General features: G+C 67.3%; 21 protein-coding genes. 11 read left to right on the top strand and 10 right to left on the bottom strand.

Annotation, left to right across the window (positions count from 1 at the left end; all coding sequences use genetic code 11):
* Positions 1–40 precede the first annotated feature (40 nt).
* Positions 41–808, bottom strand: coding sequence for a TetR/AcrR family transcriptional regulator (locus tag VGN82_RS01850; protein WP_327525276.1), 768 nt, complete (start codon positions 806–808; stop codon positions 41–43).
* Between the two features lie 171 nt (positions 809–979).
* On the opposite strand from VGN82_RS01850, the gene VGN82_RS01845 reads away from it, so the two are divergent.
* The 3 genes from VGN82_RS01845 to VGN82_RS01835 all read left to right on the top strand — a co-directional run bounded on the left by VGN82_RS01845 (position 980) and on the right by VGN82_RS01835 (position 2893).
* Positions 980–1804, top strand: coding sequence for an NAD-dependent epimerase/dehydratase family protein (locus tag VGN82_RS01845; RefSeq protein WP_327525275.1), 825 nt, complete (start codon positions 980–982; stop codon positions 1802–1804).
* Between the two features lie 74 nt (positions 1805–1878).
* On the top strand, positions 1879–2580 hold the full coding sequence (locus VGN82_RS01840) for an SDR family oxidoreductase (protein ID WP_327525274.1): 702 nt from the start codon (positions 1879–1881) through the stop codon (positions 2578–2580).
* A gap of 85 nt (positions 2581–2665) precedes the next feature.
* Positions 2666–2893 carry a DUF2798 domain-containing protein gene (locus VGN82_RS01835; RefSeq protein ID WP_327525273.1) on the top strand — a complete coding sequence of 76 codons (228 nt, stop codon included), beginning with the start codon at positions 2666–2668 and terminating at the stop codon, positions 2891–2893.
* Positions 2894–2904: 11 nt separating this feature from the next.
* Here the strand turns inward: VGN82_RS01835 and VGN82_RS01830 are convergent, their stop codons facing one another.
* Positions 2905–3690 carry a class I SAM-dependent methyltransferase gene (locus VGN82_RS01830; protein ID WP_327525272.1) on the bottom strand — a complete coding sequence of 262 codons (786 nt, stop codon included), beginning with the start codon at positions 3688–3690 and terminating at the stop codon, positions 2905–2907.
* Between the two features lie 195 nt (positions 3691–3885).
* Between VGN82_RS01830 and VGN82_RS01825 the strand changes: the two genes are divergently transcribed.
* The 3 genes from VGN82_RS01825 to VGN82_RS01815 are packed head-to-tail and all read left to right on the top strand — an operon-like array spanning position 3886 to position 6870.
* Positions 3886–5028, top strand: coding sequence for an ABC transporter substrate-binding protein (locus tag VGN82_RS01825; RefSeq protein WP_414644175.1), 1143 nt, complete (start codon positions 3886–3888; stop codon positions 5026–5028).
* Between the two features lie 7 nt (positions 5029–5035).
* Complete coding sequence (locus VGN82_RS01820) at positions 5036–6100, top strand: FecCD family ABC transporter permease (RefSeq protein WP_327525271.1); 1065 nt, start codon at positions 5036–5038, stop codon at positions 6098–6100.
* A complete protein-coding gene (locus VGN82_RS01815; RefSeq protein WP_327525270.1) occupies positions 6094–6870 on the top strand; it encodes an ABC transporter ATP-binding protein in 777 nt (258 codons plus the stop codon). The genes VGN82_RS01820 and VGN82_RS01815 overlap by 7 nt, the downstream gene beginning before the upstream one ends.
* A gap of 10 nt (positions 6871–6880) precedes the next feature.
* Here the strand turns inward: VGN82_RS01815 and VGN82_RS01810 are convergent, their stop codons facing one another.
* A complete protein-coding gene (locus tag VGN82_RS01810) occupies positions 6881–8044 on the bottom strand; it encodes a mandelate racemase/muconate lactonizing enzyme family protein (RefSeq protein ID WP_327525269.1) in 1164 nt (387 codons plus the stop codon).
* 142 nt (positions 8045–8186) lie between these two features.
* Here VGN82_RS01810 and VGN82_RS01805 point away from each other — a divergent pair, with 142 nt between their 5' ends.
* Together VGN82_RS01805 and VGN82_RS01800 are read left to right on the top strand one after the other, a co-directional pair.
* Entirely contained in the window at positions 8187–9083 is an 897-nt protein-coding gene (locus VGN82_RS01805; RefSeq protein ID WP_327525268.1) for a LysR substrate-binding domain-containing protein, read from the top strand.
* A 106-nt stretch (positions 9084–9189) separates the two neighbouring features.
* On the top strand, positions 9190–10572 hold the full coding sequence (locus VGN82_RS01800) for an aminotransferase-like domain-containing protein (RefSeq protein WP_327525267.1): 1383 nt from the start codon (positions 9190–9192) through the stop codon (positions 10570–10572).
* 6 nt (positions 10573–10578) lie between these two features.
* Here VGN82_RS01800 and VGN82_RS01795 read toward each other — a convergent pair whose 3' ends face one another.
* From VGN82_RS01795 to VGN82_RS01775, 5 genes are all read right to left on the bottom strand, one after another.
* Positions 10579–10980, bottom strand: a complete 402-nt coding sequence (locus tag VGN82_RS01795) for a DUF983 domain-containing protein (RefSeq protein WP_327525266.1) — start codon at positions 10978–10980, stop codon at positions 10579–10581.
* A 273-nt stretch (positions 10981–11253) separates the two neighbouring features.
* On the bottom strand, positions 11254–12651 hold the full coding sequence (lpdA, locus tag VGN82_RS01790) for a dihydrolipoyl dehydrogenase (RefSeq protein WP_327525265.1): 1398 nt from the start codon (positions 12649–12651) through the stop codon (positions 11254–11256).
* Positions 12652–12666: 15 nt separating this feature from the next.
* Positions 12667–14004: a dihydrolipoamide acetyltransferase family protein gene (locus VGN82_RS01785; protein WP_327525264.1), complete on the bottom strand. Its 1338-nt coding sequence runs from the start codon at positions 14002–14004 to the stop codon at positions 12667–12669.
* Positions 14004–15020, bottom strand: coding sequence for an alpha-ketoacid dehydrogenase subunit beta (locus tag VGN82_RS01780; protein ID WP_327525263.1), 1017 nt, complete (start codon positions 15018–15020; stop codon positions 14004–14006). Before VGN82_RS01780 ends, VGN82_RS01785 begins: the two co-directional genes overlap by 1 nt.
* A 4-nt stretch (positions 15021–15024) precedes the next feature.
* Positions 15025–16257, bottom strand: coding sequence for a 3-methyl-2-oxobutanoate dehydrogenase (2-methylpropanoyl-transferring) subunit alpha (locus VGN82_RS01775; protein ID WP_327525262.1), 1233 nt, complete (start codon positions 16255–16257; stop codon positions 15025–15027).
* 248 nt (positions 16258–16505) lie between these two features.
* Here VGN82_RS01775 and VGN82_RS01770 point away from each other — a divergent pair, with 248 nt between their 5' ends.
* The gene (locus VGN82_RS01770) at positions 16506–17006 is read left to right on the top strand and encodes an Lrp/AsnC family transcriptional regulator (protein WP_327525261.1); all 501 of its coding nucleotides are present in this window, start codon (positions 16506–16508) and stop codon (positions 17004–17006) included.
* 75 nt (positions 17007–17081) lie between these two features.
* Here VGN82_RS01770 and phnN read toward each other — a convergent pair whose 3' ends face one another.
* Together phnN and nadC are read right to left on the bottom strand one after the other, a co-directional pair.
* On the bottom strand, positions 17082–19121 hold the full coding sequence (gene phnN, locus VGN82_RS01765; protein ID WP_327525260.1) for a phosphonate metabolism protein/1,5-bisphosphokinase (PRPP-forming) PhnN: 2040 nt from the start codon (positions 19119–19121) through the stop codon (positions 17082–17084).
* Positions 19122–19135: 14 nt separating this feature from the next.
* Complete coding sequence (gene nadC / locus VGN82_RS01760; RefSeq protein ID WP_327525259.1) at positions 19136–19969, bottom strand: carboxylating nicotinate-nucleotide diphosphorylase; 834 nt, start codon at positions 19967–19969, stop codon at positions 19136–19138.
* A gap of 476 nt (positions 19970–20445) precedes the next feature.
* On the opposite strand from nadC, the gene VGN82_RS01755 reads away from it, so the two are divergent.
* On the top strand, positions 20446–21429 hold the full coding sequence (locus VGN82_RS01755) for a TAXI family TRAP transporter solute-binding subunit (protein ID WP_327525258.1): 984 nt from the start codon (positions 20446–20448) through the stop codon (positions 21427–21429).
* Between the two features lie 51 nt (positions 21430–21480).
* A complete protein-coding gene (locus VGN82_RS01750; protein ID WP_327525257.1) occupies positions 21481–23397 on the top strand; it encodes a TRAP transporter permease in 1917 nt (638 codons plus the stop codon).
* Positions 23398–23400: the final 3 nt, after the last annotated feature.

Genomic DNA, 23400 nt, shown 5'->3' with positions numbered 1-23400 from the left:
TTTGACGGTCATCACAGCTTCGCCAGCCGCGGCCGGCGCGTCAGGCGGTGCTGTCCACCGTGCCGTGAAGCAGCGCATGGACCATGCTGCGATAACGCTGGTGAAGCATGTCGGGCGCGATTGGCGGCAGGCTCTGATTGGTGCCGCGCGCGCCATCCGCCAGCAGCTGGGCCAGTTTCTCGGGGCTGCAGCTCGCTCTGACGCGAAGCAAGTTCGCGGCTTCCAGCTCCGCGATGAAGCCTGCAAGCTCGGACTGGAAGTCGACAGCGGATGCCACCATCAGGTCCCGGCAGCGCCGGAAGGCCTGATCGTTGATCTCGACGGCGTGAGGCGATGTCGCGAGCCGGCGGCGGTTATTGCCGTAGCGGGTATCGAGAACGGTCGCCAGGATCTCGACCGCGTCGTTTCCTTCGGCCAGCGCAGCGCGGCCGGCGGCCATGCCGGCTTCGACCGCTTGCGCATTGGCGTTCTCGATCAGAAAGCGAAAGGCGTCTTCCTTGCCGCTGAAGTAATTGTACAGCGTCCGCCGGGTGACATCGATCGCCGTGGCGAGACCCGTCATGGTGAGCTGCTCGTAGCCGTGGTCGAGGAACGCCCGCTCCAACCGCGATACGAGCTCTGCACGTGTGACCATCTGACCATCCGAGTGCCCGCCGGACCATCGGCGCGGCGATCGCAGCCGTTTCGACGATACGGCATCGTGTTCTTGCCCCGCCTCTCCCGGGAAAAGCAATCCCGCAGGCCGCGATAATCGAGGAAAGCGCAGCCGGCCGGCAATGGCTCCAGCAGCGCTTGGCTCTGCCGGCACACGCCGCTCCCCGGGAGAGGCAGCGAGCGAACCTCGGCGAGAAGCCCGATCGCCGACGCGCTGCGGCGGGCGCCGCAACTGGCACAGCCGCACCGCGACAGCTATGGATCAGGGGCGGACTGGATCAGGGCTTCATGATGCAACCCGCCAGACCTGGTTTGGAGGAACGCCTTGGCCGCGACGCCGCCCTATGATCGCATCCTCCTGACCGGCGCTGCCGGCCGGCTCGGCTCACGCCTGCGCCACGGCCTTGCCCCGCTCGCGCGCCGGATCCGCCTGGCCGATCGCGACGCCATGGGTCCTCTCGCCGACAATGAAGAGGAAGCGATCTTCGACCTCGCCGACATGGAGGCGACGATCGCAGCGACGAAGGATTGCGACGCGATCGTCCATTTCGGCGGCGCGCCGATGGAAACCGGCTGGCAGACGATCCTCGATTCCAGCATCCGCGGCTCCTACCATGTCTATGAGGGCGCCCGGAAACACGGGGTGCGCCGCGTGGTCTACGCGTCTTCCGTCCACGCGATCGGCTATCACGAGCTGGAGGCGCAGATCGGCGTCGATGCGCCGGTCAGGCCGGATGGACTCTATGGCGTGTCGAAGACCTTCGTCGAGAGCCTGAGTCGGCTCTACTGGGACAAATTCGGCATCGAGACGGCCTGCCTGCGGATCTTCTCATCCTTCCCGGAACCGGCCGACCGGCGCATGCTCTGGTCGTATCTGTCCTTCGACGATTGCGTGCGGCTGGTCGCAGCGGCACTAACTGCACCTCGCGTCGGCCACTCCATCTCCTTCGGCATCTCGGACAACCGGCTCAAGCCCGTCGACAACAGCGGCGCCGGGCATCTCGGCTTCGTGCCGCAGGACAATTCGGAGCCCTTCCGGGAAGCCATCGAGGCGCGGACGCTGCTTCCAGACCCAAAGGCCCCGGCAACCCGCTATCTCGGCGGCTGGTTCTGCGAGCTCGGCCATCCCGACGACCCGCCGGGCGGCTAGACATACGGCGCAGTTCCGCCCGGTTCCACGAGCCACTACAAGAATCGCGAATCCAGCGACCCGAGGAGCCTAACATGACCCAGAAAGTAGCAATCGTCACCGCCGGCGGCAGCGGCATGGGCGCGGCGACGGCGCGGCGTCTCGCCAAGGACGGCTACCATGTCGCGATCCTGTCCTCTTCGGGCAAGGGCGAGGCGCTGGCCAAGGAACTCGGCGGCCTCGGCGTGACCGGCTCGAATCTCGTTCAGGATGATGTGAAGCGGCTGGTCGACCTGACGGTGGAGCGCTGGGGCCGCGTCGACGCGCTGGTCAACAGCGCTGGTCATGGCCCGCGAGCACCGATCCTCGAGATTCCCGACGAGGACTGGCATCGCGGCCTCGACGTCTATTTTCTGAGTGCGGTCCGGGCGATCCGGCTGGTGACGCCGGTCATGCAGGCGCAGAAATCGGGCGCAATCGTCAACATTTCGACCGCCTGGGCGTTCGAGCCCGATGCGATGTTCCCGACCTCGGCGATGGCACGGGCTGGGCTCGCCGCCTTCACCAAGATCTTCGTCGACAAGTATGCGCCCGACAACATCCGGATGAACAATGTGCAGCCGGGCTGGATCGACAGCCTGCCGGCGACCGACGAGCGTCGCCAGCGCGTGCCGATGCAGCGCTACGGCACGAGCGAGGAAATCGCCGGGACGATCGCCTTCCTGCTCTCGCCCGATGCCGGCTACATCACCGGCCAGAACATTCGGGTCGATGGCGGTATCACGAAATCGATCTGAAAGGCGGCTGCGTGACCGGGAGCCATGCCCCCGTTTGGCACGGTATTGGCTTCAGCCAGGACGAGAGCAAAATGGAGCTCACGCCTTGGCCAGGATACCTCGCCGCTTTTCCCATGTAGCCTTCGGCATCATCCAGGCTGGGCTGACATCAGCCATCGCGACCGGCGTGGCCATTCTGGCGGGCCCAGATGTCAGCGCCTCGCTGCTGCGCTGGGCCTCATCCTGGCTCTTGTGGTGGGGAATGATGCTGCCCGTCGTCGTCTTCGCCGCGCCGTTCATCCGGCGAGCCGTCGAGGCGATGACGGGCGAATAGAAGCCGGGAGCTCAGCCCGGCTTGCGGGCCGAGACGATGAAGCGGTCCTGGCTCGCACGCTCGAGCCGCTGGTAGAGCGGCATGAAACGACCTTGCGCGCGGTGGATGGCGTGCAGGTTGCGGTCGATCATCACGTCGACGAAGCCAGCTTCCTCGAGAAGCCGCGCGATCTCCTCCGGCCGGCAGCCCCCGGAGAAATAGACTCGCGAAACGATGTCCTGATGCGTCGCCATGTAGGGCGCCGGCGGCTTCGGCGTGGAAAGACGTTTCACGAAGCTCGCGAGCAAGCGCAGCGCCTTGCCGTTGCCGGGGCGCGGATTGGTCATGTCGGCATCGACGATGGCGACACGGCCGCCGGGCTTGAGCACCCGATGCCACTCGCGGAAGGCGGCCGGCGGGTCCGGCAATGTCCAGACCAGATGGCGCGTCGCCACGGCGTCATAGGTGTCGGACGCCTCGAGCGTGTCCTCGGCATCGCCGGCATAGAGCTTGATCGGCTTGCCCGCCGTCTTGGCGCGGGCGCGGGTGAGCATCGCCTCCGAGAGGTCGAGCCCTGTGACGCCATAGCCGAGTTCGGCCAGCAGCAGCGAGATCACGCCGGTGCCGCTGGCGAGGTCGAGCGCCTTCGCGCCGGACGCGGGGGCGCCAAGATGACGCCCGAACAGCGCGAGCCAGGCCTGGCGCTCTTCGGGGGAGAAGATCTCGTGGCCGGGCTGGGTGTCGAAGGTTTCCGAACGCATCGACCAGAAGTCGCGGATCTCGTCCTTGAGACTGAGATTGTGATGCAGGCTCGTCATGGCTGGATGGCTCTACTGTTGGAGCTATGCGGATCCGAGAACCATGGAATCCAGTGCGAAGGCAAGTGGCGCGCGGTCTCGGCGAGCACCGAGTCCCATAGGCCTTTGTTTTGTTTGCAATAATTCTAAAACATAAATCTTGACCCCCCATGGGGCCGGACCTAGGAGCCAGCGACTCTCGTCCGGAGGTCCACCATGAAAATCCTGCGCGCCGTTCTCGGCACCGCCATGCTCGCGGCCTCGCTCGTTGCCGCCTCGTTCCCCGCCCTTGCGGAGAAGGTCTCCGTCACCGACGTACTCGGCCGCAAGGTCGAGATCGAGGCGCCAGTCCGGCGCGTCATCCTGGGCGAAGGCCGGCAGATGTATTTCGTCGCCGCGCTCGACAAGGACGACCCGTTCAAGCGCGTCGTCGGCTGGCGCGACGACCTCTCCAAGGCAGATCCCGACAGCTACAAGCAGTATGTCGCGCGCTACCCGCAGATCGCCAAGCTGCCGAGCTTCGGCGGCATGAAGGAAGGCGCCTTCGACATCGAGCAGGCGATCGCGCTGAAGCCCGACGTGCTCTTCCTCAATGTCGAGGCCAAGGTCGCCAGCGACGAGGCAAGCCTGGTCGAGAAGCTCGCGGCGGTCGGCATCCCCGTCGCCTATGTCGATTTTCGCGAGAAGCCCTTCCAGAACACCGAGCCGTCGATGCGGCTGATCGGCAAGCTCTTCGGCAAGGAGAAGCTCGCCGAGGACTTCATCTCCTTCCGCGCCGCCGAGATCGCCCGCGTCACCGACAAGCTCGCCAAGGTGCCGAACCTGAAGCGGCCACTGGTGATGGTCGAGCGCGCCGGCGGCTATTCCGACGATTGCTGCATGTCGTTCGGCAACGAGAACTTCGGCAAGATGGTCGAGATCGCCGGGGGCACGAATTTCGGCTCGACGCTGATCCCGGGCACCTTCGGCACGATCAACGCCGAGGCGGTGGTCGCCGCCAATCCCGAGGTCGTCATCATCACCGGCGGCAACTGGGGTGCCTATGTCCCCGGCGGCGCCTGGGTCGGGCTCGGACCGGGCACCGATCTGGTCGAGGCACGCCGCAAGCTGGCCGGCCTCGCGGCGCGGCCGGCCTTCAGCCAGACGCAGGCCGTCAAGAACGGCCGCGTCCATGCGATCTGGCACCAGTTCTACAACAGCCCCTATCAGTTCGTGGCGATCCAGGAGATCGCGAAATGGCTGCATCCGGAGTTGTTCGCCGATCTCGATGCCGATGCGACGCTGAAGACGCTGCATGAGCGCTTCCTGCCGCTGCCCTACGAGCCCGGCTACTGGGTCACGCTCGAGAAGGGCAAGTAAGCCGGCAATGACAGCCACCGTCGCACGCGAGGCATTGCCGGGCCGGCAGGCCTATCGTTCGCTGACGCTGCGGCGGCGGCTGATCCTGCTCGGCATGTTCGGCCTGCTGCTGGCTAGCCTCGTCGTCGACATGATGCTTGGCCCGGCGCGCTACGATGTCGGGCAGGTGCTGCGGACCCTGCTGAACCCATCGGAGGCACCGGCTGCGCTGCGCGTCGTCATCTGGGATATCCGGCTGCCCGTCGCGCTGATGGCGGTCGTCACCGGCGCCTGCCTTGCAGTGGCCGGTGCGCAGATGCAGACGATCCTGAACAACCCGCTGGCGAGCCCCTTCACGCTCGGCATCTCGGCGGCCGCGAGCTTCGGGGCGGCGCTGGCGCTGGTCTTCGGCGTCGGGCTCCTGCCGGTCGCCGCCGACTACATCGTCCCGATCAACGCCTTCGTCATGGCGATGGGGGCCGCCCTCCTCATCCATATGCTCAGCCAGTCGCGCGGCGTCACCACCGAGACCGTGATCCTGCTCGGCATCGCGCTGGTCTTCACCTTCAACGCGCTGCTGGCCTTGCTGCAGTTCTTCGCCTCGGAGCAGGCGCTCGGCGCCGTCGTGTTCTGGACCATGGGCTCGCTGACCAAGGCGAGCTGGCAGAAGCTCGCGATCACGACCGCGGTTCTCGCCTTCACCCTGCCCTTCTTCCTGCGCCGCGCCTGGGCCCTGACGACGCTGCGGCTGGGCGACGACAAGGCGGCGAGCTTCGGCATCAACGTCCGGCGCCTGCGGCTCGAGATCATGCTGCTGGTCTCGCTGCTCGCGGCCGTTCCGGTGTCCTTCGTCGGAACGATCGGCTTCATCGGCCTCGTGGGCCCGCATATCGCCCGCATGGTGATCGGCGAGGACCAGCGCTTCTTCCTGCCGGCCTCGGCTCTGGCGGGCGCAGCGATCCTCTCGGCCTCGTCAGTCGTCTCGAAGTCGCTGATCCCCGGCCTGATCTTCCCGATCAGCATCGTCACCGCGCTGATCGGCGTGCCGTTCTTCTTCAGCCTGATCATGACCAGCCGGAAACGCTCATGGTGAAGCTCTCGCTCGCCGGCGTCGGCGTCGCCTATGGGCGGCGGCGCGTGCTGCAGGATGTCGATGCCGAGGAACTGCGCGGCGGCGAGGTCGTGGCCGTGATCGGCGCGAACGCAGCCGGCAAGTCGAGCCTGTTCCGCCGCATCGCGGGCCTGGCGAGCGGCGATGGCGAGGTCACGATGAGCGGCGAAAGCCGGATCGCCGGCCGGGCCGCACCGCGCTGCTGCTACCTGCCGCAGGACACGGCGGTGAACGCCGTGCTGACGGTCTATGAATCGATCCTGCTCGCGCTCAAGCAGGGTGGCTCCTGGTCGGTCAGCGATGACGAACTCCACCGCATCGACAACGTGCTGCGTGACCTCGAGATCGAGAACCTGGCCTTCCGTGGTCTGGGAGAGCTTTCGGGCGGGCAGCGCCAGCTCGTCTCGATCGCGCAGACGCTGGCGCGCGAACCCGACATCCTGCTTCTCGACGAGCCGACCAGTGCGCTCGACCTGCATCGCCAGTTCGAGGTGCTCAGCCTCGTGCGCCGGCTGGCGCGCGAGCGCGGCATGCTGGTCCTGATCTCGATCCACGACCTCAACCAGGCGCTGCGCTTCGCCGACCGGGTGATGGTGCTGGCGCATTCTCGGCTGGTCGCGCTCGGTGATCCGCGCGCGATCGTGACGCCAGCCCTGCTCGACGAGGTCTATGGCGTCCACGCCCGCGTCGAAACGCTGGCGGGCGGGGAGCCTTTCGTCCTCGTCGAAGGGTCGAGCCGGCAGGTGGCCTGAAGCGCTTCGCTCAGGTCGCGAGGCTGCGCATCTCCTTGATCAGGTCCGACTTGCCCTCGAAGCCGATGCCCGGCAGGTCAGGCATGACGATATGGCCGGCCTCGACGCGCACGCCGTCCGGGAAGCCGCCATAGGGCTGGAACAGGTCCGGATAGGATTCATTGCCGCCGAGCCCGAGCCCAGCGGCGATGTTCAGTGACATCTGATGGCCGCCATGCGGGATGCAGCGGCGCCAGGACCAGCCGTTTTCCTTCAGCATCTGCAGCGTACGGAGATACTCGACCAGGCCGTAGCTCAGCGCACAGTCGAATTGCAGCCAGTCCCGGTCTGGGCGCATGCCGCCATATCGGATCAGATTGCGGGCGTCCTGCATCGAGAACAGGTTCTCGCCGGTCGCCATCGGGCCGGGATAGTGTTCGGCGAGCCTGGCCTGGAGATCGTAGTCGAGCGGGTCGCCCGCCTCCTCGTACCAGAACAGGTCGTATTGGCGCAGCGCCTTGGCATAGGCGATCGCGGTGTCGAGATCGAAGCGGCCATTGGCGTCGACCGCGAGCTTGCAGCCGGCCGGCAGCAGCTTCAGCACGGTTTCGATACGCTTGCAGTCCGCCGTCAGCGGGGCGCCGCCGATCTTCATCTTCACGACCGTGTAGCCGCGGTCGAGATAGCCCTGCATCTCGGCCGCCAAGCCCTCCAGCCCCTTGCCGGGATAGTAATAGCCGCCGGCGGCGTAGACGAAGACCTTGGGATCGGCCTGCGTGCCATGGCGCTCGGCCAGCAGGCGGAAGAGCGGCTTGCCGGCGATCTTGGCGACGGCGTCCCAGACGGCCATGTCGATCGTGCCCATGGCGACGGAGCGCTCGCCATGGCCGCCCGGCTTCTCGTTGGTGAACATCGCGGCCCAGACCTTGCCGGGATCGAGATTGCCACCCTCGGCGTCGAGCAGGCTCTCGGGCGCGGCCTGGAGGATGCGCGGGGCGAAGCGCTCGCGGATCAAGCCGCCCTGGCCGTAGCGGCCATTCGAGTTGAAGCCGTATCCGATCACCGGTTTGCCGTCGCGGATGACGTCGGTCACCACCGCGACGAGGCTGAGCGTCATCTTCGAGAAGTCGATGAAGGCATTGGCGATGGGCGAGGCGATCGGGGCGGTACGCTCCCGGATGTCGACGATGCGCATGAGAAGGGTGTTTCCTGTCCTTATGGATCTGCGGTCGGGCGGAGCATACGAAGTGCGAGCGCCTTGTCAGCCATCTCAGGAATGGTCATTTTTCACGTCTGACATTCCACAATGAGATGCCTGTATCGGGACGGGGATGACCATGCGCAGCTTCGATCCGGTCTCGCTGCGGCTCTTCATCGCCGTCTGCGAGGAGCGCAACATCGCCGCCGCCGCGCGGCGCGAGGCGATCGTGCCGTCCGCGGTCAGCAAGCGCATCAGCCAGATGGAAGCCGAGGCCGGCGTCACCCTGCTGGAGCGCGGGCGCCGTGGCGTCGCCCTGACGCCGGCGGGCGAGACCCTCTCCCGCTACGCGCGCGACATGCTCGACCTGCTCGACCGGATGCGGGCGGAACTCGGTGTCTTCGCCGAGGGTGTGCAGGGACATGTGCGCGTCTTCGGCAGCAAGTCGGCGGTGGCGCAGACCCTGCCCGGGGATATCGGCCGCTTTGCCCAACGCTATCGCGACGTCCGCGTCAGCCTGGAGGAGCGGGAAATCTGGGAAGTGGTACGCGGCGTCGAGGAGGGCCGGGCCGATCTCGGCGTCTGCTGGGACGCGGTCGAGTTCGGGAGCCTGCAGACCTTTCCCTATCATCACGACCATCTCGCTGTCGTCGTCCATCCCGAGCATCCGCTGGCGGCGCGGGCCACGGTCGCCTTCGAAGACACGATCGACCATGAGCATGTCGACATCGTCGCCCGCAGCATCATGAAGACGACGCAGCGCAGCGCCGCCGCGGCGGCGGGCAAGCAGATGCGCTACCGCATCCAGGTTTCGACGGTCGACGCCGCCTATCGCATCGTCGCGGCGCAGCTGGCGCTGGCGATCGTGCCGCGCGAGGAGGCGGAGTCGATCCGCGAGGCACTGGGCTTGCGGGTCATCCCTCTCAGCGATCCATGGGCGAGGCGGCAATTCGTCGTCTGCGCGCGGCCGAGTGGCCTGAGCCTGCCGGCACAGCTGCTCGTCCAGAGCCTGCGCGACTCGGCATCGATCCCCTAGGGCTGCGGCGCTCGAAGTCGATACCGCTGGCCGGCTGGCCCTTGCCCGCCCCGGTGATCCGGACAATATACCTCAGTGTATGGGTGCTTCGCTGGAGTTGTTCGGAATGCCGCAGGACAAGTCCATCGCGGGCTGGATCGGACGCCTCGATCCTGCTGGCGGCCCGCGCTATCTCCAGATCGCCGATCGCATTACGCAAGCTGTCGCGACGGGCGCGCTGCGGCCAGGAGACCGGCTGCCGCCGCAGCGAACCCTCGCCGACCTGCTCGACGTCGACCTGACCACGGTGACGCGCGCCTATGCCGAGGCGCGCCAGCGCAATCTGCTCGACGCCGTGACCGGGCGCGGCTCCTTCATTGCCGCACAACCCGAGGCCGCGGGCCCACCGGTCGATCTCAGCATGAACATCCCGCCCGCACCGAAAGGGGTGCGGCTCGTCGAACTGATGCAGCGGGGCATCGCCGAAGTTCTGGCGCGCTCCAGCGCCGATCTACTGATGAGCTATCATGTCGGTCCGGGCTCGCTATCGGATCGCTCTGCAGGCTGTGCCTGGCTCGAACCCGTCCTGGGGCGGATCGAGCCGCAGCGCCTGATCATTGCGTCCGGGGCGCAGCCGGCCTTGCTCGCGCTGCTGAGCGTGCTCGCTCCCCCAGGCGAGACCCTGCTATGCGAGCCGCTGACCTATCCCGGGCTGCTGGCGGCCGCGCGACAGAGGGGCTTGCGGCCCGTTCCCGTCGCAAGCGACGAAGACGGGCTGCGCCCCGACGCGCTCGAAGCGGCCATCCGCGCCCATGACGTGAGACTGCTCTGCCTGACCCCGACGATCCAGAATCCGACCGCCATCACCATGCCGGAGGGGCGGCGGCGCGAGATCGTCGCGATCGCGCGGGCGCATGATCTCGCGATCATCGAGGACGATCCCTACAGCCTGCTCGCGACCGACGCGCCGCCGGCGCTGGCAGTACTGGCTCCGGAGCGGAGCTACCACGTCGCGACGCTGTCGAAGACGCTAACGCCAGGGCTGCGGACGGCCTTCATCGTCATTCCGGCCGGCGCGAGCCCCGATGCGCTGGTGCAGGCCTTGCGCGCAATCGCGCTGATGCCGGCGCCGCTGATGACCGCGCTGGCGACGCACTGGATCAGGGTCGGTGCCGCAACCGACCTGCTCGATGGCGTGCGCAGGGAAGCAGCCGCGCGGCAGGCGCTGGCACGCATGATCCTGCCGCCATCAGGCTGGAGCCATCCGAACGGGCTGCATATCTGGCAGCCCTTGCCGACGCATTGGGACCGCCACCGCCTGATCGAGGCGGCGCGGCGCGAAGGCCTCGGGGTGACGCCCTCGGACGCGTTCAGCGTCGCGGGGCGGGCGCCCGACGCCGTGCGGATTTCACTGGGCGGCGTGCCGGACCGGGCGCGCCTCGGTGACGCGCTGAAAACGCTGGCGGCGATCATCGGCCATGAGTGCGCGGCCAACCACGCGATCGTCTAAGGCGCGTCAGCCCTGCGGCTTCTCTCGCTCGATCGGCTTGGCGAGGCGCCCCTCCTCGGCCTTGTGGAAGAACTGCGCGGCGACAAGCCAGCCCTTCAGCGGCTGCAGCGGCGGAATGCAGGTCAGGAGGATGAGCGGCAGGGTGGTGACGAAATGCACCCAGGTCGGCGGGTTATAGGCCAGTTCCAGCCAGAGCGGGAAAGCGGCGGCCGGCACGCAGACGAACATCATCACGAAGAAGGCAGGCCCGTCCGCCGGGTCGGCGAAGGAATAGTCGAGCCCGCAGACCTCGCAGGAGGGCCGCAGTTTCAGGAAGCCCTGGAACAGGTGGCCCTGCCCGCAGCGCGGGCAGCGGCCGCGCAGGCCGGTCTTGAGTGGTGACAGAGGCGGCCATTGCTCGCCGGACATGACACTCTCCCGAAAGCGCGCCGCATCCCGGCGCCGCCTTCACATGGGCGCCGACAAAGACAATGTCAACATTGTATGGGTGCGACGGAAGGGCGCGTTCGGTCGTGCCGGGACCTGCCGTCATCCTGGACAAGCCGCGCAGCGGCGCAGCTCCGGGATCCATCGGAGGCCTCAGGAGCTCTACGATGGATCCCGGCGCTCCGCTCCGCTTCGGCCAGGATGACGCGCGCGCTTCAAGCTTGAACGGCCACGCGCCTGAACTCGAAGACCTGCTCAGATATGAATGGCGTGGCCGAGTGCCTTGAGCGCCGCTTCCTGGAAGCCCTCGCCCTGGGTCGGGTGGGCATGGATCGTGCCTGCGACATCCTCCAGCGTCGCGCCCATCTCGATCGCGAGGCCGAAAGCTGTCGAAAGTTCGGAGATGCCGGCGCCGACCGCCTGGATGCCGAGCACGAGCTGTGTCTGCGCCTGCGCGACGACGCGCACGAAGCCCTGCTCGCCGTCCCTGGTCATGGCGCGGCCATTCGCGGCGAAGGGAAACTGTCCGAGCTTGACCTCGTGGCCTGCGCTCTTCGCCTCCTCCGGCGACAGCCCGACCGAGACGATCTCGGGATCGGTGAAGCAGATCGCCGGGATGCCGCGCTTGTCCCAGGCACGCGGCATTCCGGCCACGATCTCCGCGACCATCTCGCCCTGCGCCATGGCGCGATGCGCCAGCATCGGCTCGCCGGTGACGTCGCCAATGGCGTAGATGCCGCGCATTGAGGTCTCGCATTGCTCGCCGATACGGATGAAGCGGCCATCCATGTCGAGCACCAGTTCCTCCAGGCCGAGCCCGGCGGTAGCGGGCGCGCGGCCGACGGTAACGAGGATCTTGTCGGCGACGATGCGGCGTTCCTGGCCGTCCGCCGTCTCGATCAGCAGCGCATCGCCCTTGGGCGCGAGGCCGCGCGCCTTGGCGCCGAGCACGACCTCAACGCCGAGCGAGGTCAGCTTCTTCGCGACCGGGGCGGTGAGATCGGCATCATAGAGCGGCAGGATGCGGTCCTGCGCCTCGACGACCGTGACCTGACTGCCGAGCTTGGCGAAGGCGATGCCGAGTTCGAGGCCGATATAGCCGCCACCGACGACAGCGAGCTTCTTCGGCACCTGGGCCAGAGCGAGCGCCTCGGTCGAGGAGATGACCGATCCGCCGAAGGGCAGGAAGGGGAGTTCGACCGGCACGGAGCCGGTGGCGATGACGATCCGCTCGGCGCGGATCACCTTCGGGCCGGTCTCGGTCTCGACCACGACGGTCTTGCCGTCGCGAAAGCGGGCGCGGCCATGAACGATCTTGACCTTGGCCTTGCGCAACAAAGCCGCGACGCCGTTGTTAAGCCGAGCGACGATGCCGTCCTTCCAGGCGACGGCCTTGCCGAAATCCAGCGCAGGCGCGCCGGCCGTGAGACCGAAAGGGGTCTTGCCGGCGGCAGCATGGGCCGCCTTCTCGAACTCCTCGGCGACATGGATCATCGCCTTGGAGGGGATGCAGCCGACATTCAGGCAGGTGCCGCCGAGCTTGCTGCTCTCGACGATCACGGTGTCGATGCCGAGCTGGCCGGCGCGGATGGCACAGACATAGCCGCCGGGGCCGGCGCCGATGACGAGCAGCTTGCAGATGATCTCGGTCATGATGCGGCTCCGAACTCAGGCATCGATGAACAGCGTTGCCGGGTTCTCCAGCAGTTCCTTGAGCCGTTGCACGAAGACGGCCGCATCCCAGCCGTCGACGACTCTGTGATCGAAGCTCGACGACAGGTTCATCATCTTGCGCGGGACGAAAGTCGTGCCGTCCCAGACCGGACGGACCATCATCTTGTTGACGCCGACGATCGCGACTTCCGGGTGGTTGATCACCGGCGTCGTCGCGATGCCGCCCATCGCGCCCAGCGAGGTGATGGTGATGGTCGAGCCGGTGAGCTCGTCGCGCGTCGCAGTGCCGTCGCGGGCGCGCTCGGCGATGCGGTTGAGCTCCAGCGCACAACCGAAGATGTCGCGCGCCTCGGCATGCTTGACCACCGGAACCATCAGCCCGCCCGGCGTCTGCGTCGCGATGCCCAGATGGATCGCGGCATGCTGGCGCACGATGCCGGCCTCGTCGTCATAGAGCGCATTAAGGTTCGGCTGCTCGGCCAGCGCCTTGACCATGGCCCGCATCAGGAAGGGCAGGAGCGTCAGCTTCGGCCGCTCCGGCGTCGGCTTCCTGTTCAGCGTCGCGCGCAGATCCTCGAGCGGGGTGACGTTCACCTCCTCGACGATGGTGATGTGCGGGATGCGCGCCTTCGAGAGCGCCATCTTCTCCGCGATCCTGCGCCGGAGGCCGACGACCTTGACCTCGGTGACGCCGCTCTTCTCGGCAAGACCGGGCGCGTGGCCGGGCTCCGGACCCCGGAGCAGGAAGGCGTCGATGTCCTCGTGCAGGATGCGGCCGGCCGGGCCGGTGCCAGTCACTTGGCGCAGGTCGATGCCGGCTTCGCGCGCCTTCAAGCGCACGGCCGGCGAGGCCAGCGGCTTGTCGCCGGGCAGGCGGCGTGGCGCCGGCGTCTGCGGCGTCGCGGCTGCGATCGCGCGCACCGGCTTGGGCACCGTCATGGCCCGTGGCGGTTCGGCGGAATCGACAGGCTTCACCGCCGAGGTCTTGGCGGGCTCCGGAGCCTCCGGCTTCACGGATTCGGCCTTGGGCGCCTCGGCCGCCGGCTCCGGCTCGCCCGCTTCTGACTCGGCCGCGGTCTCGCCACCCCCACCCGCGACCTTGAGCTTCACCAGCGCCGAGCCGATCGCGACGGTGTCCCCGACCTCAGCGCCGATCCAGAGAACCTCTCCATCGACGGGAGCAGGAATCTCGACCGTCGCCTTGTCGGTCATCACGGCAGCGAGCAGATCGTCCTCGCGGATGACGTCGCCGACCTTGACGTGCCACTCGACCAGCTCGGCCTCGGCAATGCCTTCGCCGACATCGGGAAGCTTGATGATGCGCTCGGCCATCAGCGGCTCTCCATGATCTCGGTCAGCGCCTGGCCGACGCGGAGGGGGCCGGGGAAATAGGCCCATTCCTGCGCGTGCGGATAAGGCGTGTCCCAGCCCGCCACGCGCCGGACCGGCGCCTCCAGATGGTAGAAGCAGGTCTCCTGCACGAGCGCGGCCAGCTCCGCCCCGAAGCCCGACGTCAATGTCGCCTCATGCAGCACCATGCAGCGGCCGGTCTTCGCGACAGAGGCGGTGATGGTGTCGAGATCGAGCGGGACGAGGCTTCTGAGATCGATGACCTCGGCGTCGATGCCGGTCTCCTGCGCCACGGCCTCCGCGACATGCACCATCGTGCCGTAGGTGACGATGGTGCAGGCCGAACCCTCGCGCCGGACCACGGCCTTGCCGAGCGGCAGGGAGAAGTGGCCCTCGGGCACCTCGCCCAGCTCATGCTTCGACCAGGGCGTGACCGGGCGGTCGTGATGGCCGTCGAAGGGGCCGTTATAGAGCCGCTTCGGTTCGAGGAAGATCACCGGGTCCGGATCCTCGATCGCGGCGATCAGCAGGCCCTTGGCGTCATAGGGGTTGGAAGGCACCACCGTCTTCAGGCCCGAGACGTGGGTAAACAGGGCTTCCGGGCTCTGGCTGTGGGTCTGGCCGCCGAAGATGCCGCCGCCAGTAGGCATGCGGATCACGATCGGGCAGGTGAAATCGCCATTCGAGCGGTAGCGCAGGCGCGCGGCCTCGGAGACAATCTGGTCATAGGCCGGATACATGTAGTCGGCGAACTGGATCTCGATGCAGGGCCGCAGGCCATAGGCGGCCATGCCGATCGCGGTGCCGACGATGCCGGCCTCGCTGATCGGTGCGTCGAAGCAGCGGGTGACGCCGTATTTCTGCTGGAGGCCATGGGTGCAGCGGAAGACGCCGCCGAAGAAGCCGACATCCTCGCCATAGACCACGACGTTCTCGTCGCGTCCCATCGAGACGTCCATGGCGGAGCGGATCGCCTCGATCATCGTCATGCGTGGCATGGCGTCAGACTCCGAGCTGCTGGCGCTGCCGGCGCAGATGCGGCGGCAGCTCGGCATAGACGCCCTCGAACATGTCGCGCGCCGAAGGCTTGCCGCCGGCATGCAGGGTGCCAAAGCCCTCGGCTTCCTTCTGCGCGGCGATCACGGTCGCCAGCACCTCGGCCTCGGCCTGCTTGTGCCGCTCCTCCGACCAGGCACCGACGGCAATGAGATGCTCCTTCAGCCTGACCACCGGATCGCCCAGCGGCCAGCCATCGGATTCGTGCTTGGGCCGGTAGGCCGACGGATCGTCCGAGGTCGAATGCGCGCCGGCCCGGTAGGTGACGTATTCGACGAGGGTGGGACCGAGATTGCGGCGGGCGCGCTCGATCGCCCATTGCGCCACCGCATAGGTCGCGAGGTAGTCGTTGCCGTCGACCCTGAGCGCCGGAATGCCGAAGCCGAGCCCCCTGGCCGCGAAGGTGCCGGAGCCGCCGCGGGCGATGCCCTGGAAGGTCGAGATCGCCCACTGGTTGTTGACGACGTTGAGGACGACGGGCGCCTTGTAGGTCGAGGCGAAGACGAGCGCGGCGTGGAAGTCCGATTCCGCCGTCGAGCCATCGCCGACCCAGGCGGCAGCGATGCGCGTGTCCTGCTTGATCGCCGAAGCCATGGCCCAGCCGACCGCCTGCACGAACTGCGTCGCGAGATTGCCCGAGATCGAGAAGAAGCCGTGCTGCTTCGACGAATACATCACCGGGAGCTGTCGGCCCTTCAGCGGGTCGCGCTCGTTGGAGTAGATCTGGCACATCATGTCGACGAGCGGGTATTCGTCGGCGATCAGGAGCCCGGCCTGGCGATAGGTCGGGAAGTTCATGTCGCCCGGCTCGAGCGCGATGCGGAAGGCACAGCTCACCGCCTCCTCGCCGGTGTGCTGCATGTAGAACGAGGTCTTGCCCTGGCGCTGGGCCATCTGCATGCGGGCGTCGAACGAGCGCAGCGTCATCATGTGGCGCAGCCCCCGGATCAGATCCTCCTTCGAGAGATCCGGTACCCAGGGACCGACCGCCTCGCCCTCGCTGTTGAGCACGCGGATGATCGAATAGGCGAGATCGCGGATCTCCTTGGGATCGACATCGACGGGCGGGCGCTGGACCGTACCGGCCTTCGGGATCACCACATTGGAGAAGTCGGGCTTGTCGCCGGGGCGGCTCGCCGGCTCCGGCACATGAAAGCGAAGGGGAGTGTCAGACGTCATGACCGCGCTCCAGTCTTCCCACAGGCATCGCCTTGGCTCCCCAGCATTCCGCCGTCCGGCCCGGACGGCAAGCCGTATCGTCGTTCCCCGGGGCTTGGTCTTGCGCATGCCGGACGGCATGGCTGGCACCTCCCTCTTGACCTCAAGCTAGCCCGGCTACCGAAAAGATTTCTCTCGAAATTGGTTGCGCCCGGAACCGTCAGCAGAAATAGATTCTGCCAAACTGAATTTGTGCAGGATGATTTGCCGTGACTCCGCGACCCAAGCGATCGGACGAGCCCGATCAGACCGATTTGCGGATTCTCTCCGCCCTGCAGGAGGACGGCCGGCTGACCACCAACGCGCTGGCGGAGAAGGTCGGTCTTTCACCCTCGCCCTGCTGGACGCGGGTCAAGCGGCTGGAGGAGAGCGGCGCGATCGAGAAATACGTCGCCGTGCTCGACCAGGCGGTGCTCGGCTTCAACAACGTCGTCTTCGTCGAGATCACGCTCGACAAGCATGACGACAAGATCCTCGATCATTTCGGCGAGGCACTGACGCGGATTCCCGAGGTCGTGGAGGCCTATCTCGTGACCGGCGAATACGACTACCTGATCAAGGTCGTGGTCAGCGGCACCGACCATTACGAGCGCTTCCTGCGCGAGACGCTCTACCGCATCCGCGGCATTCGGCAGACCCGCACGACTTTCGGCCTGCGGACGCTGAAACGGGCGATCTCGATCGACCCGTTGAAGATGCCGCGGCCCTGAGGTTGCAGCCTGAGAGGCTGCTCATCAACCGGAGAACCGCGCCGGCATCCCGGTCAAGCGGCGAAGCCGCGAGCCTCAGCGTGCCAGCACGAAGCCGTCGTCCTGCGCCGCCATCGCGACCGCCGCTTCCAGGTCCGGCCCGGCTGAGGCATGGATGGTGAAGAGCCCCTCGCCGGCCGTGACGTCGTCGCCGACGCCGCGCAAGAGGTCGATGCCCGCGCCCTTGTCGAAAGGCGCACCGGCGCGCCGCGCGATGCCGGCGATGCACCAACCGTCGATCTCGCCGATCCGGCCGGGGCAGCTTGCTCTCACCGTATGCGTCAGCGCCGCCGGCTTCGGCACGATCTCGCGCCGCCCCTGCGCGGCGACGATGCCATCGAGGGCCTGACGCGCCGCGCCGGAGGCGAGAAGCTCGGCAGCCCGCGCGCGGCCGCGTTCCTGCGTCGCGATTGCGGGATCCCAGGACAGGATGCGACCGGCGAAGGCGAGCGCCTTCTCGCGCAGATCGGCCGGAGCCTGCTCGTGGCCTTCGAGCACCCAGAGCACGTCACGCACCTCGAGCGCCGGGCCGATGCCGCGGCCGATCGGGCCGGCACCGCAGGTCGCGACCGCCTCGACATGCAGGCCGACCGAGCGCCCGACCGTCTCGAACAGCGCCGCAAGCTCCCGCGCTTCCGCCTCGCTGCGCAGTTTCGCCCGGCGACCATAGGGCAGGTCGACGGCGACATGGGTCGAGCCTGCGGTCAGCTTCTTCGAGATGATCGATGCGACCGACCAGCGGTTGGAATCGATGCCAAGCGGGCGCGTGATCGCGTTCATCACGTCGTCGACGGCCGAGTGGTTGAGACGCCCGTTCCAGGCGATGCAGGCGCGGGCCTGCTCGACCGTGCGGCGGACGTCGTCGACGGTGAGATCGACCTTGGCCAGCACCTCCATCGCATCCGCCGTACCGGCGGCCGAGGTGATCGCCCGCGACGAGGTCTTGGGCATGGCGAGGCCATGGGCCGCGACGATCGGCGCGACGATCAGGGTGATGCGGCTGCCGGGGATGCCACCCATCGAATGCTTGTCGACGACGATCGGCTCGTCCCAGCGCAGCGGCGTCGAGAAGCCGGCCCGCACGCTCGCCAGCGCCCCGACCTCGGCGTCGCTGAGCGAGCGCGTCGCTGCGACAAGGAAGGCCGCGATCTCGCTGTCGGGATAGCGCCCCTCGACGATGTCGCGCAAAACCGTCTCGTAATCGTCGGCATCGAGCTCGCGGCCCTGGACCTTGGCGCGCAGGGCGTCGCGGCTGCGCTGCGGCGGCGTACGCGTCAGCGAGACCTCGCTCCCGGCGGGCAAGCCCAGCGTGGCGAAGGCCTCGCGGGAGAGGCCGATCTCGTGAGGCGCGAGCAGCGTGCCCGCGTCGACGACGTTGACCCGGGCGCGGATGCTGCGGCCGCCGCCAGCGAGATCGACCTTGCCGGGGCCGTCGAACTCCTCGACGCCGAGGATGCCGTCGGCCGGCAGATAGACGATGCTGTCGCGCCAGCCGTCGATCGGCAACGGCTTCAGGACGAGGCGGCGCGTCGCCGCGTCGATCACCGAGAGAAGCTGTTCGATCCCCTCGTCAGGGGCGCCGTCATTGGTGACGGTCAGGACTTCGAGCGCGTCCGAGAGGTCGGGTGCGGCGCGGGCGAGACGCAGCGCGATCTCCTCGGCGCTCTCGCGGCCGCGCCCGGCGAGGCGCCTGGCCACGACATCGGGCGAGGCCGTGATCGAGAGCACGATCATGCGCGGCACGGTCGCCGCCAGGTCCTTCAGCACGCCGCGCGAGCCATTGGCGACGACATGGCGGCCGGCCAGAAGATCGTCCCGCAGGGATATCGGCAGGCCGTAGCGCAGGCCATGCGCGCCCCAGGTCGCGAGCAGCCCGCCGTCGCGCCCGAGCGCGAGCAGCGCCTCCTCCGAGATCGCCTCGTGATCCTCGCCGCCGGCGTCGGCCGGGCGGGTGATCAGGCGTCGGGCGAAGACGAAACGCGGATCGGCGCTCAGCGCGGCACGGGCTCCGTCGATCAGCGTGTCCTTGCCGACCCCGCTCGGGCCGACCACGACGAAGAGAATACCGGGCCGCATCGCTTTATGTCCGTTCAGGCCTCGTCGAGGCCGATGTCGACGGCGGGCGCCGACTGGGTGATCTTGCTGGTCGAGATGTAGTCGACGCCCGTTTCGGCAATGGCGCGGATGGTCTCGTAGCGGATGCCGCCGGAAGCTTCGACCTTAGCCCGGCCGGCGACATAGGCGACGGCTTCCTTCATCTCCGGGACCGGCATGTTGTCGAGCATGATGACGTCGGCGCCGGCCGCGACGGCGTCGCGGACCTGCTCCAGCCGGTCGCACTCGACCTCGATCTTGGTCAGCACGGGCAGCTTGCGACGGGCGCGCTCGACCGCCTGGGCGATGCCGCCGCAGACAGCGATATGGTTGTCCTTGATCATCACGCCGTTATCGAGGCCGAGGCGGTGGTTGAGGCCGCCCCCGCAGGCGACCGCGTGCTTCTCCAGCATGCGCAGGCCGGGCGTGGTCTTGCGGGTGTCGATCAGGCGGGCCGAGGTGCCCTTGATGATGTCGACATAGCGCGCGGTCTCGGTCGCGATGCCCGACAGACGCTGGACGATGTTAAGCGCGGTGCGCTCGGCGGTCAGGATGCCCTGGGCCGGGCCCTCGACCCAGATCAGCGTCGCGCCCTTCTCGACCCGGTCGCCATCGGCGGCCTCGACCCTGACCGACAGCCTGGGCTCGTAGCGGCGAAACACGGAAGCGGCGACCTCGATGCCCGCCAGGGCCATCGGCTCGCGGGCATTCATCCGGAAGGAGCCCGTCTCGGTCGGCTCGATCATGACCTGAACGGTCAGGTCGCAGGCGCCGATATCCTCCCGCAACCAGAGGTCGATCAGCCGGTCGGTGGAGAAACGGTCATACATGGTCAGCCCCTGACACGCGCTCCCGCAGCCTTGGCGCGGGCTTCGCCATGGAGAGCGAATAGCATGGCTGGCCCGTTTTTCTTACCGTTTGTGTACCAACGATGCGGAGCGAGCTGCAGGCTGTCAAGCAAGGAATAGATCACGAAGCCATCCATCTGAGATCAACGGCGCAACACGGTCGGTTTACACCCATAACCCAAGGTTGCAGCGCTTATTTCGCAAGCAATTGCTGCGCTGCACGCTGCGAGATTGGGCGGAAACCAGCATTGACAAGCCATATGCACACCAACAAACTTCCCCTCGTGGAGTGCAAGGGCCTTGCCCCACCAACAAGACATTCATGCGACGAAGCGGCTTGAAGCCGCAGGGGACAGACAGCTACGGCAGATCGCCGGCCGCACAGCGCGACCGGTACGGTATGGGTTTTCAGGCCCGTCATGCGGGCCATCTCTCGATACATGCCTGGGAGGGCAAACATGAAGAGACTGGCTATCGCATCCATCATGGCGGCGTCGCTCGCATTCGGCGCGAGTCTCGCCCAGGCGCAGACGGCTGCAACCAAGAAGATCACCCTGACCGGCGGCTCGGTCGGCGGCGCCTGGAGCGCCATCGGCAATGCGATCGGCGAGACGATCCGGCGCGAATCGCCCGGCGCCGCCTTCGGCTACGAGCCCGGCCGCGAGGCTGCCAACATCCAACTCGTCTCGACGGGCAAAGTCGAGCTCGGCATTGCCCATGCACAGCTGATCAAGCGCGCCCAGGCCGGCGAAGACCCGTTCAAGGCGCCGATCACCAATCTCAAGGCGATCGCGCTGATCGATCCGCAGGCGGCGGTGCAGATCCTGGTCCGCGAGGAATCCGGCATCGAGAGCTTCGAGGCGATCCTCGCCGCCAAGAAGCCGGTCCGTATCGCGCTGAACCAGCGTGGCACGCTGATGGCGGTGACCGGCGAGGAGGTCTTCAAAGCCTATGGCATCACGCCCAAGGACATCGAGGGCTGGGGCGGCCGCATCCACCATGTCGACTACAATGCCGGCCTGGAGATGATGAAGAACGGCCAGATCGACGTGATCATCAACATGCTTGCCTTCCCATCCGGCCAGATCAACAGCGCGACCCGCGAAATGAAGGTCAAGATGCTCGGCATCAGCGCGGAAGCCAGCGCCAAGCTCGGCACATTGCTCGGCACGGCTGCGATCACCGTCCCGGCCGGCACCTACCCGTTCCAGCCGCAGGCAATCCCGACCGTCACCGGCAGCGTCGTGCTGTTCGCCGCCGCCGAGATGAAGAACGAGGACGCGGCCGCGATCGTCGACGGCATGCTGAAGCATTTCGACTATCTCAAGCAGGCCCATGCCACGCTGGCGCGGCTAGAGCCCGTCGACTTGACCAAGGTCGCGCCGCTGGCGCTTCACCCCGGCGCCGAGATGGCCTTCCGGAAGGCTGGCGTCCTGAAGTGACGTCGGCCACCCTGCCTTGACCCGATCGCCGCCGCCGTCGCGAGGTGCCCGATGCCTTCCCTGCTGAAGATCCTCGCACCCGGGCAATCGCGCCGGCTCGACGCCCCCGAGCAATGGACCGTCCACATCATCGGCGTCGCCACCGGCGCGCTGCTGCTGGCGATCTCCTTCGGCTGGTACGTCAATCGCGAGATCGCGCTGTTCCTCTTCCTGGGCGCAGTGCTCTCGCTCGCCTTCCTGACCACGACCGCCAACCCGCTGCGGCAGACCGGGCGCTCCTGGCTGGCCTGGGGGCTGGTCGTGCTGTCGATCCTGTCCTGTGGCTATTTCATCTGGATGCAGCCGGTGCACGAGATGCGGCTGCCGATGATCGACGAACTGTCGAGCGCCGACATCATCGCTTCGATCGTGCTGATCGCTCTGGTGATGGAGGCGACGCGGCGCTGCATCGGCATGATCCTCGTCGTGCTCGTCGGAACCTTCCTCGCCTATGCGATCTTCGGCAGCAAGCTCTCGGGCTCCTTCGCCCATCGCGGCTTCAGCTCGCAGGAGATCGTCGATCACCTGGTCTTCTCGACCAATGGTCTGTTCGGGCCGGCGCTCGAGGTCGCGGCCTTCCTCGTCTTCGTCTTCGTGATCTTCGGCTCTCTGCTCGACCGTGTCGGCGGTGCCGACTTCTTCTATGATGTCGCCAACAGCCTGGTCGGCCGGCAGGTCGGCGGAGCCAGCAAGGTTGCTGTCGTCTCGACCGGGCTCTACGGGTCGATCTCGGGCTCGCCCACGGCGGATGTCGTTACCACCGGCTCGTTCAGCATCCCGCTGATGATCAAGACCGGCATGAGCCGGACCTATGCGGGGGCGATCGAATCCGCGGCCTCGGCCGGCGGCGGGCTCCTGCCGCCGATCATGGGCTCGGCCGCGTTCCTGATGACCGACTTCACCGGCATCCCCTATTCCACGATCGTCCTGGCGGCTCTGGTCCCCGCCTTGCTGTTCTACCAGTCGGTTTTCCTCGCCGTGCATTTCAAGGCGCATCGCGACGGCTTGCAGCCGATGTCGGAGGGCAAGGCGCCATCCCTCCTGGACGTGCTCAGGCGCAACTGGGCCTATCTCGTGCCGATCGGGCTGTTGGTCTGGGGCGTGCTCAGCCTGAACCGTCCGGCCTTTGCCGGCGCCATCGCAGTGGCGTCGCTGGTGCCGGTCGCGCTCTGGCATGACCGCAGCCCGAAGCAACTGTTCAAGACGCTGTTCTTCGGCTTCAGCGATGGCATGCGCGGCATGATCGGTGTCGGCGTCGCCTGCGCCATCGCCGGGCTCGTCGTCGGCACGCTGTCGATGACCGACCTGACTGGCAAGATCAGCTCGGGCCTGTTTCACATGGCCGGCGGCAGCCCGTTCCTGACCATCATCGTCGCAGCCTTCGTCATCATCGTGCTTGGCATGGGCATGCCGACGCCGGCCGTCTATGCGCTGTCCGCCGTGCTGGCGGCGCCGGCGCTGATCACACTCGGGATCGAGGTCCTGCCGGCTCATCTCTTCATCGTCTACATTGCCTCGATGTCGGCGATCACGCCGCCGGTCGCGGTCGCGGCCTTTGCTGCGGCCTCGATCGCCAAGGCCAATCCGGTGATGATCGCGGTCGTCGCCTGCCGGATCGCGATGGTCGCCTTCATCCTGCCCTTCGTCTTCATGTACCAGCCAGCGCTGCTGCTGGTGGGGCCGATCTGGCAGATCCTGCTCATCTCCGGGACCGTGGCGCTCGGCGTGCTTGCCCTCAACGCGGCAATCGAGGGCTATTTCGTCGCCATGCTCGACCTGCCCAAGCGCATCCTGCTCTTCGCCTCGGGCATCGGCCTGTTCTTGCCCTTCCACAGCGCCCAGATCGCCGGCGCCGTGCTGCTCGCGGCCGTGACGGCCTGGCTCTGGGCCGGCAAGCGCGCCACGCCGGCGACGCCGGGGATCGCCTGAGGC

The sequence above is a fragment of the Allobosea sp. genome, assembly GCF_035999205.1.
In the GTDB taxonomy this organism is placed as follows: Bacteria; Pseudomonadota; Alphaproteobacteria; order Rhizobiales; family Beijerinckiaceae; genus Allobosea.
This window is presented reverse-complemented; position numbering and strand designations above follow the sequence as displayed.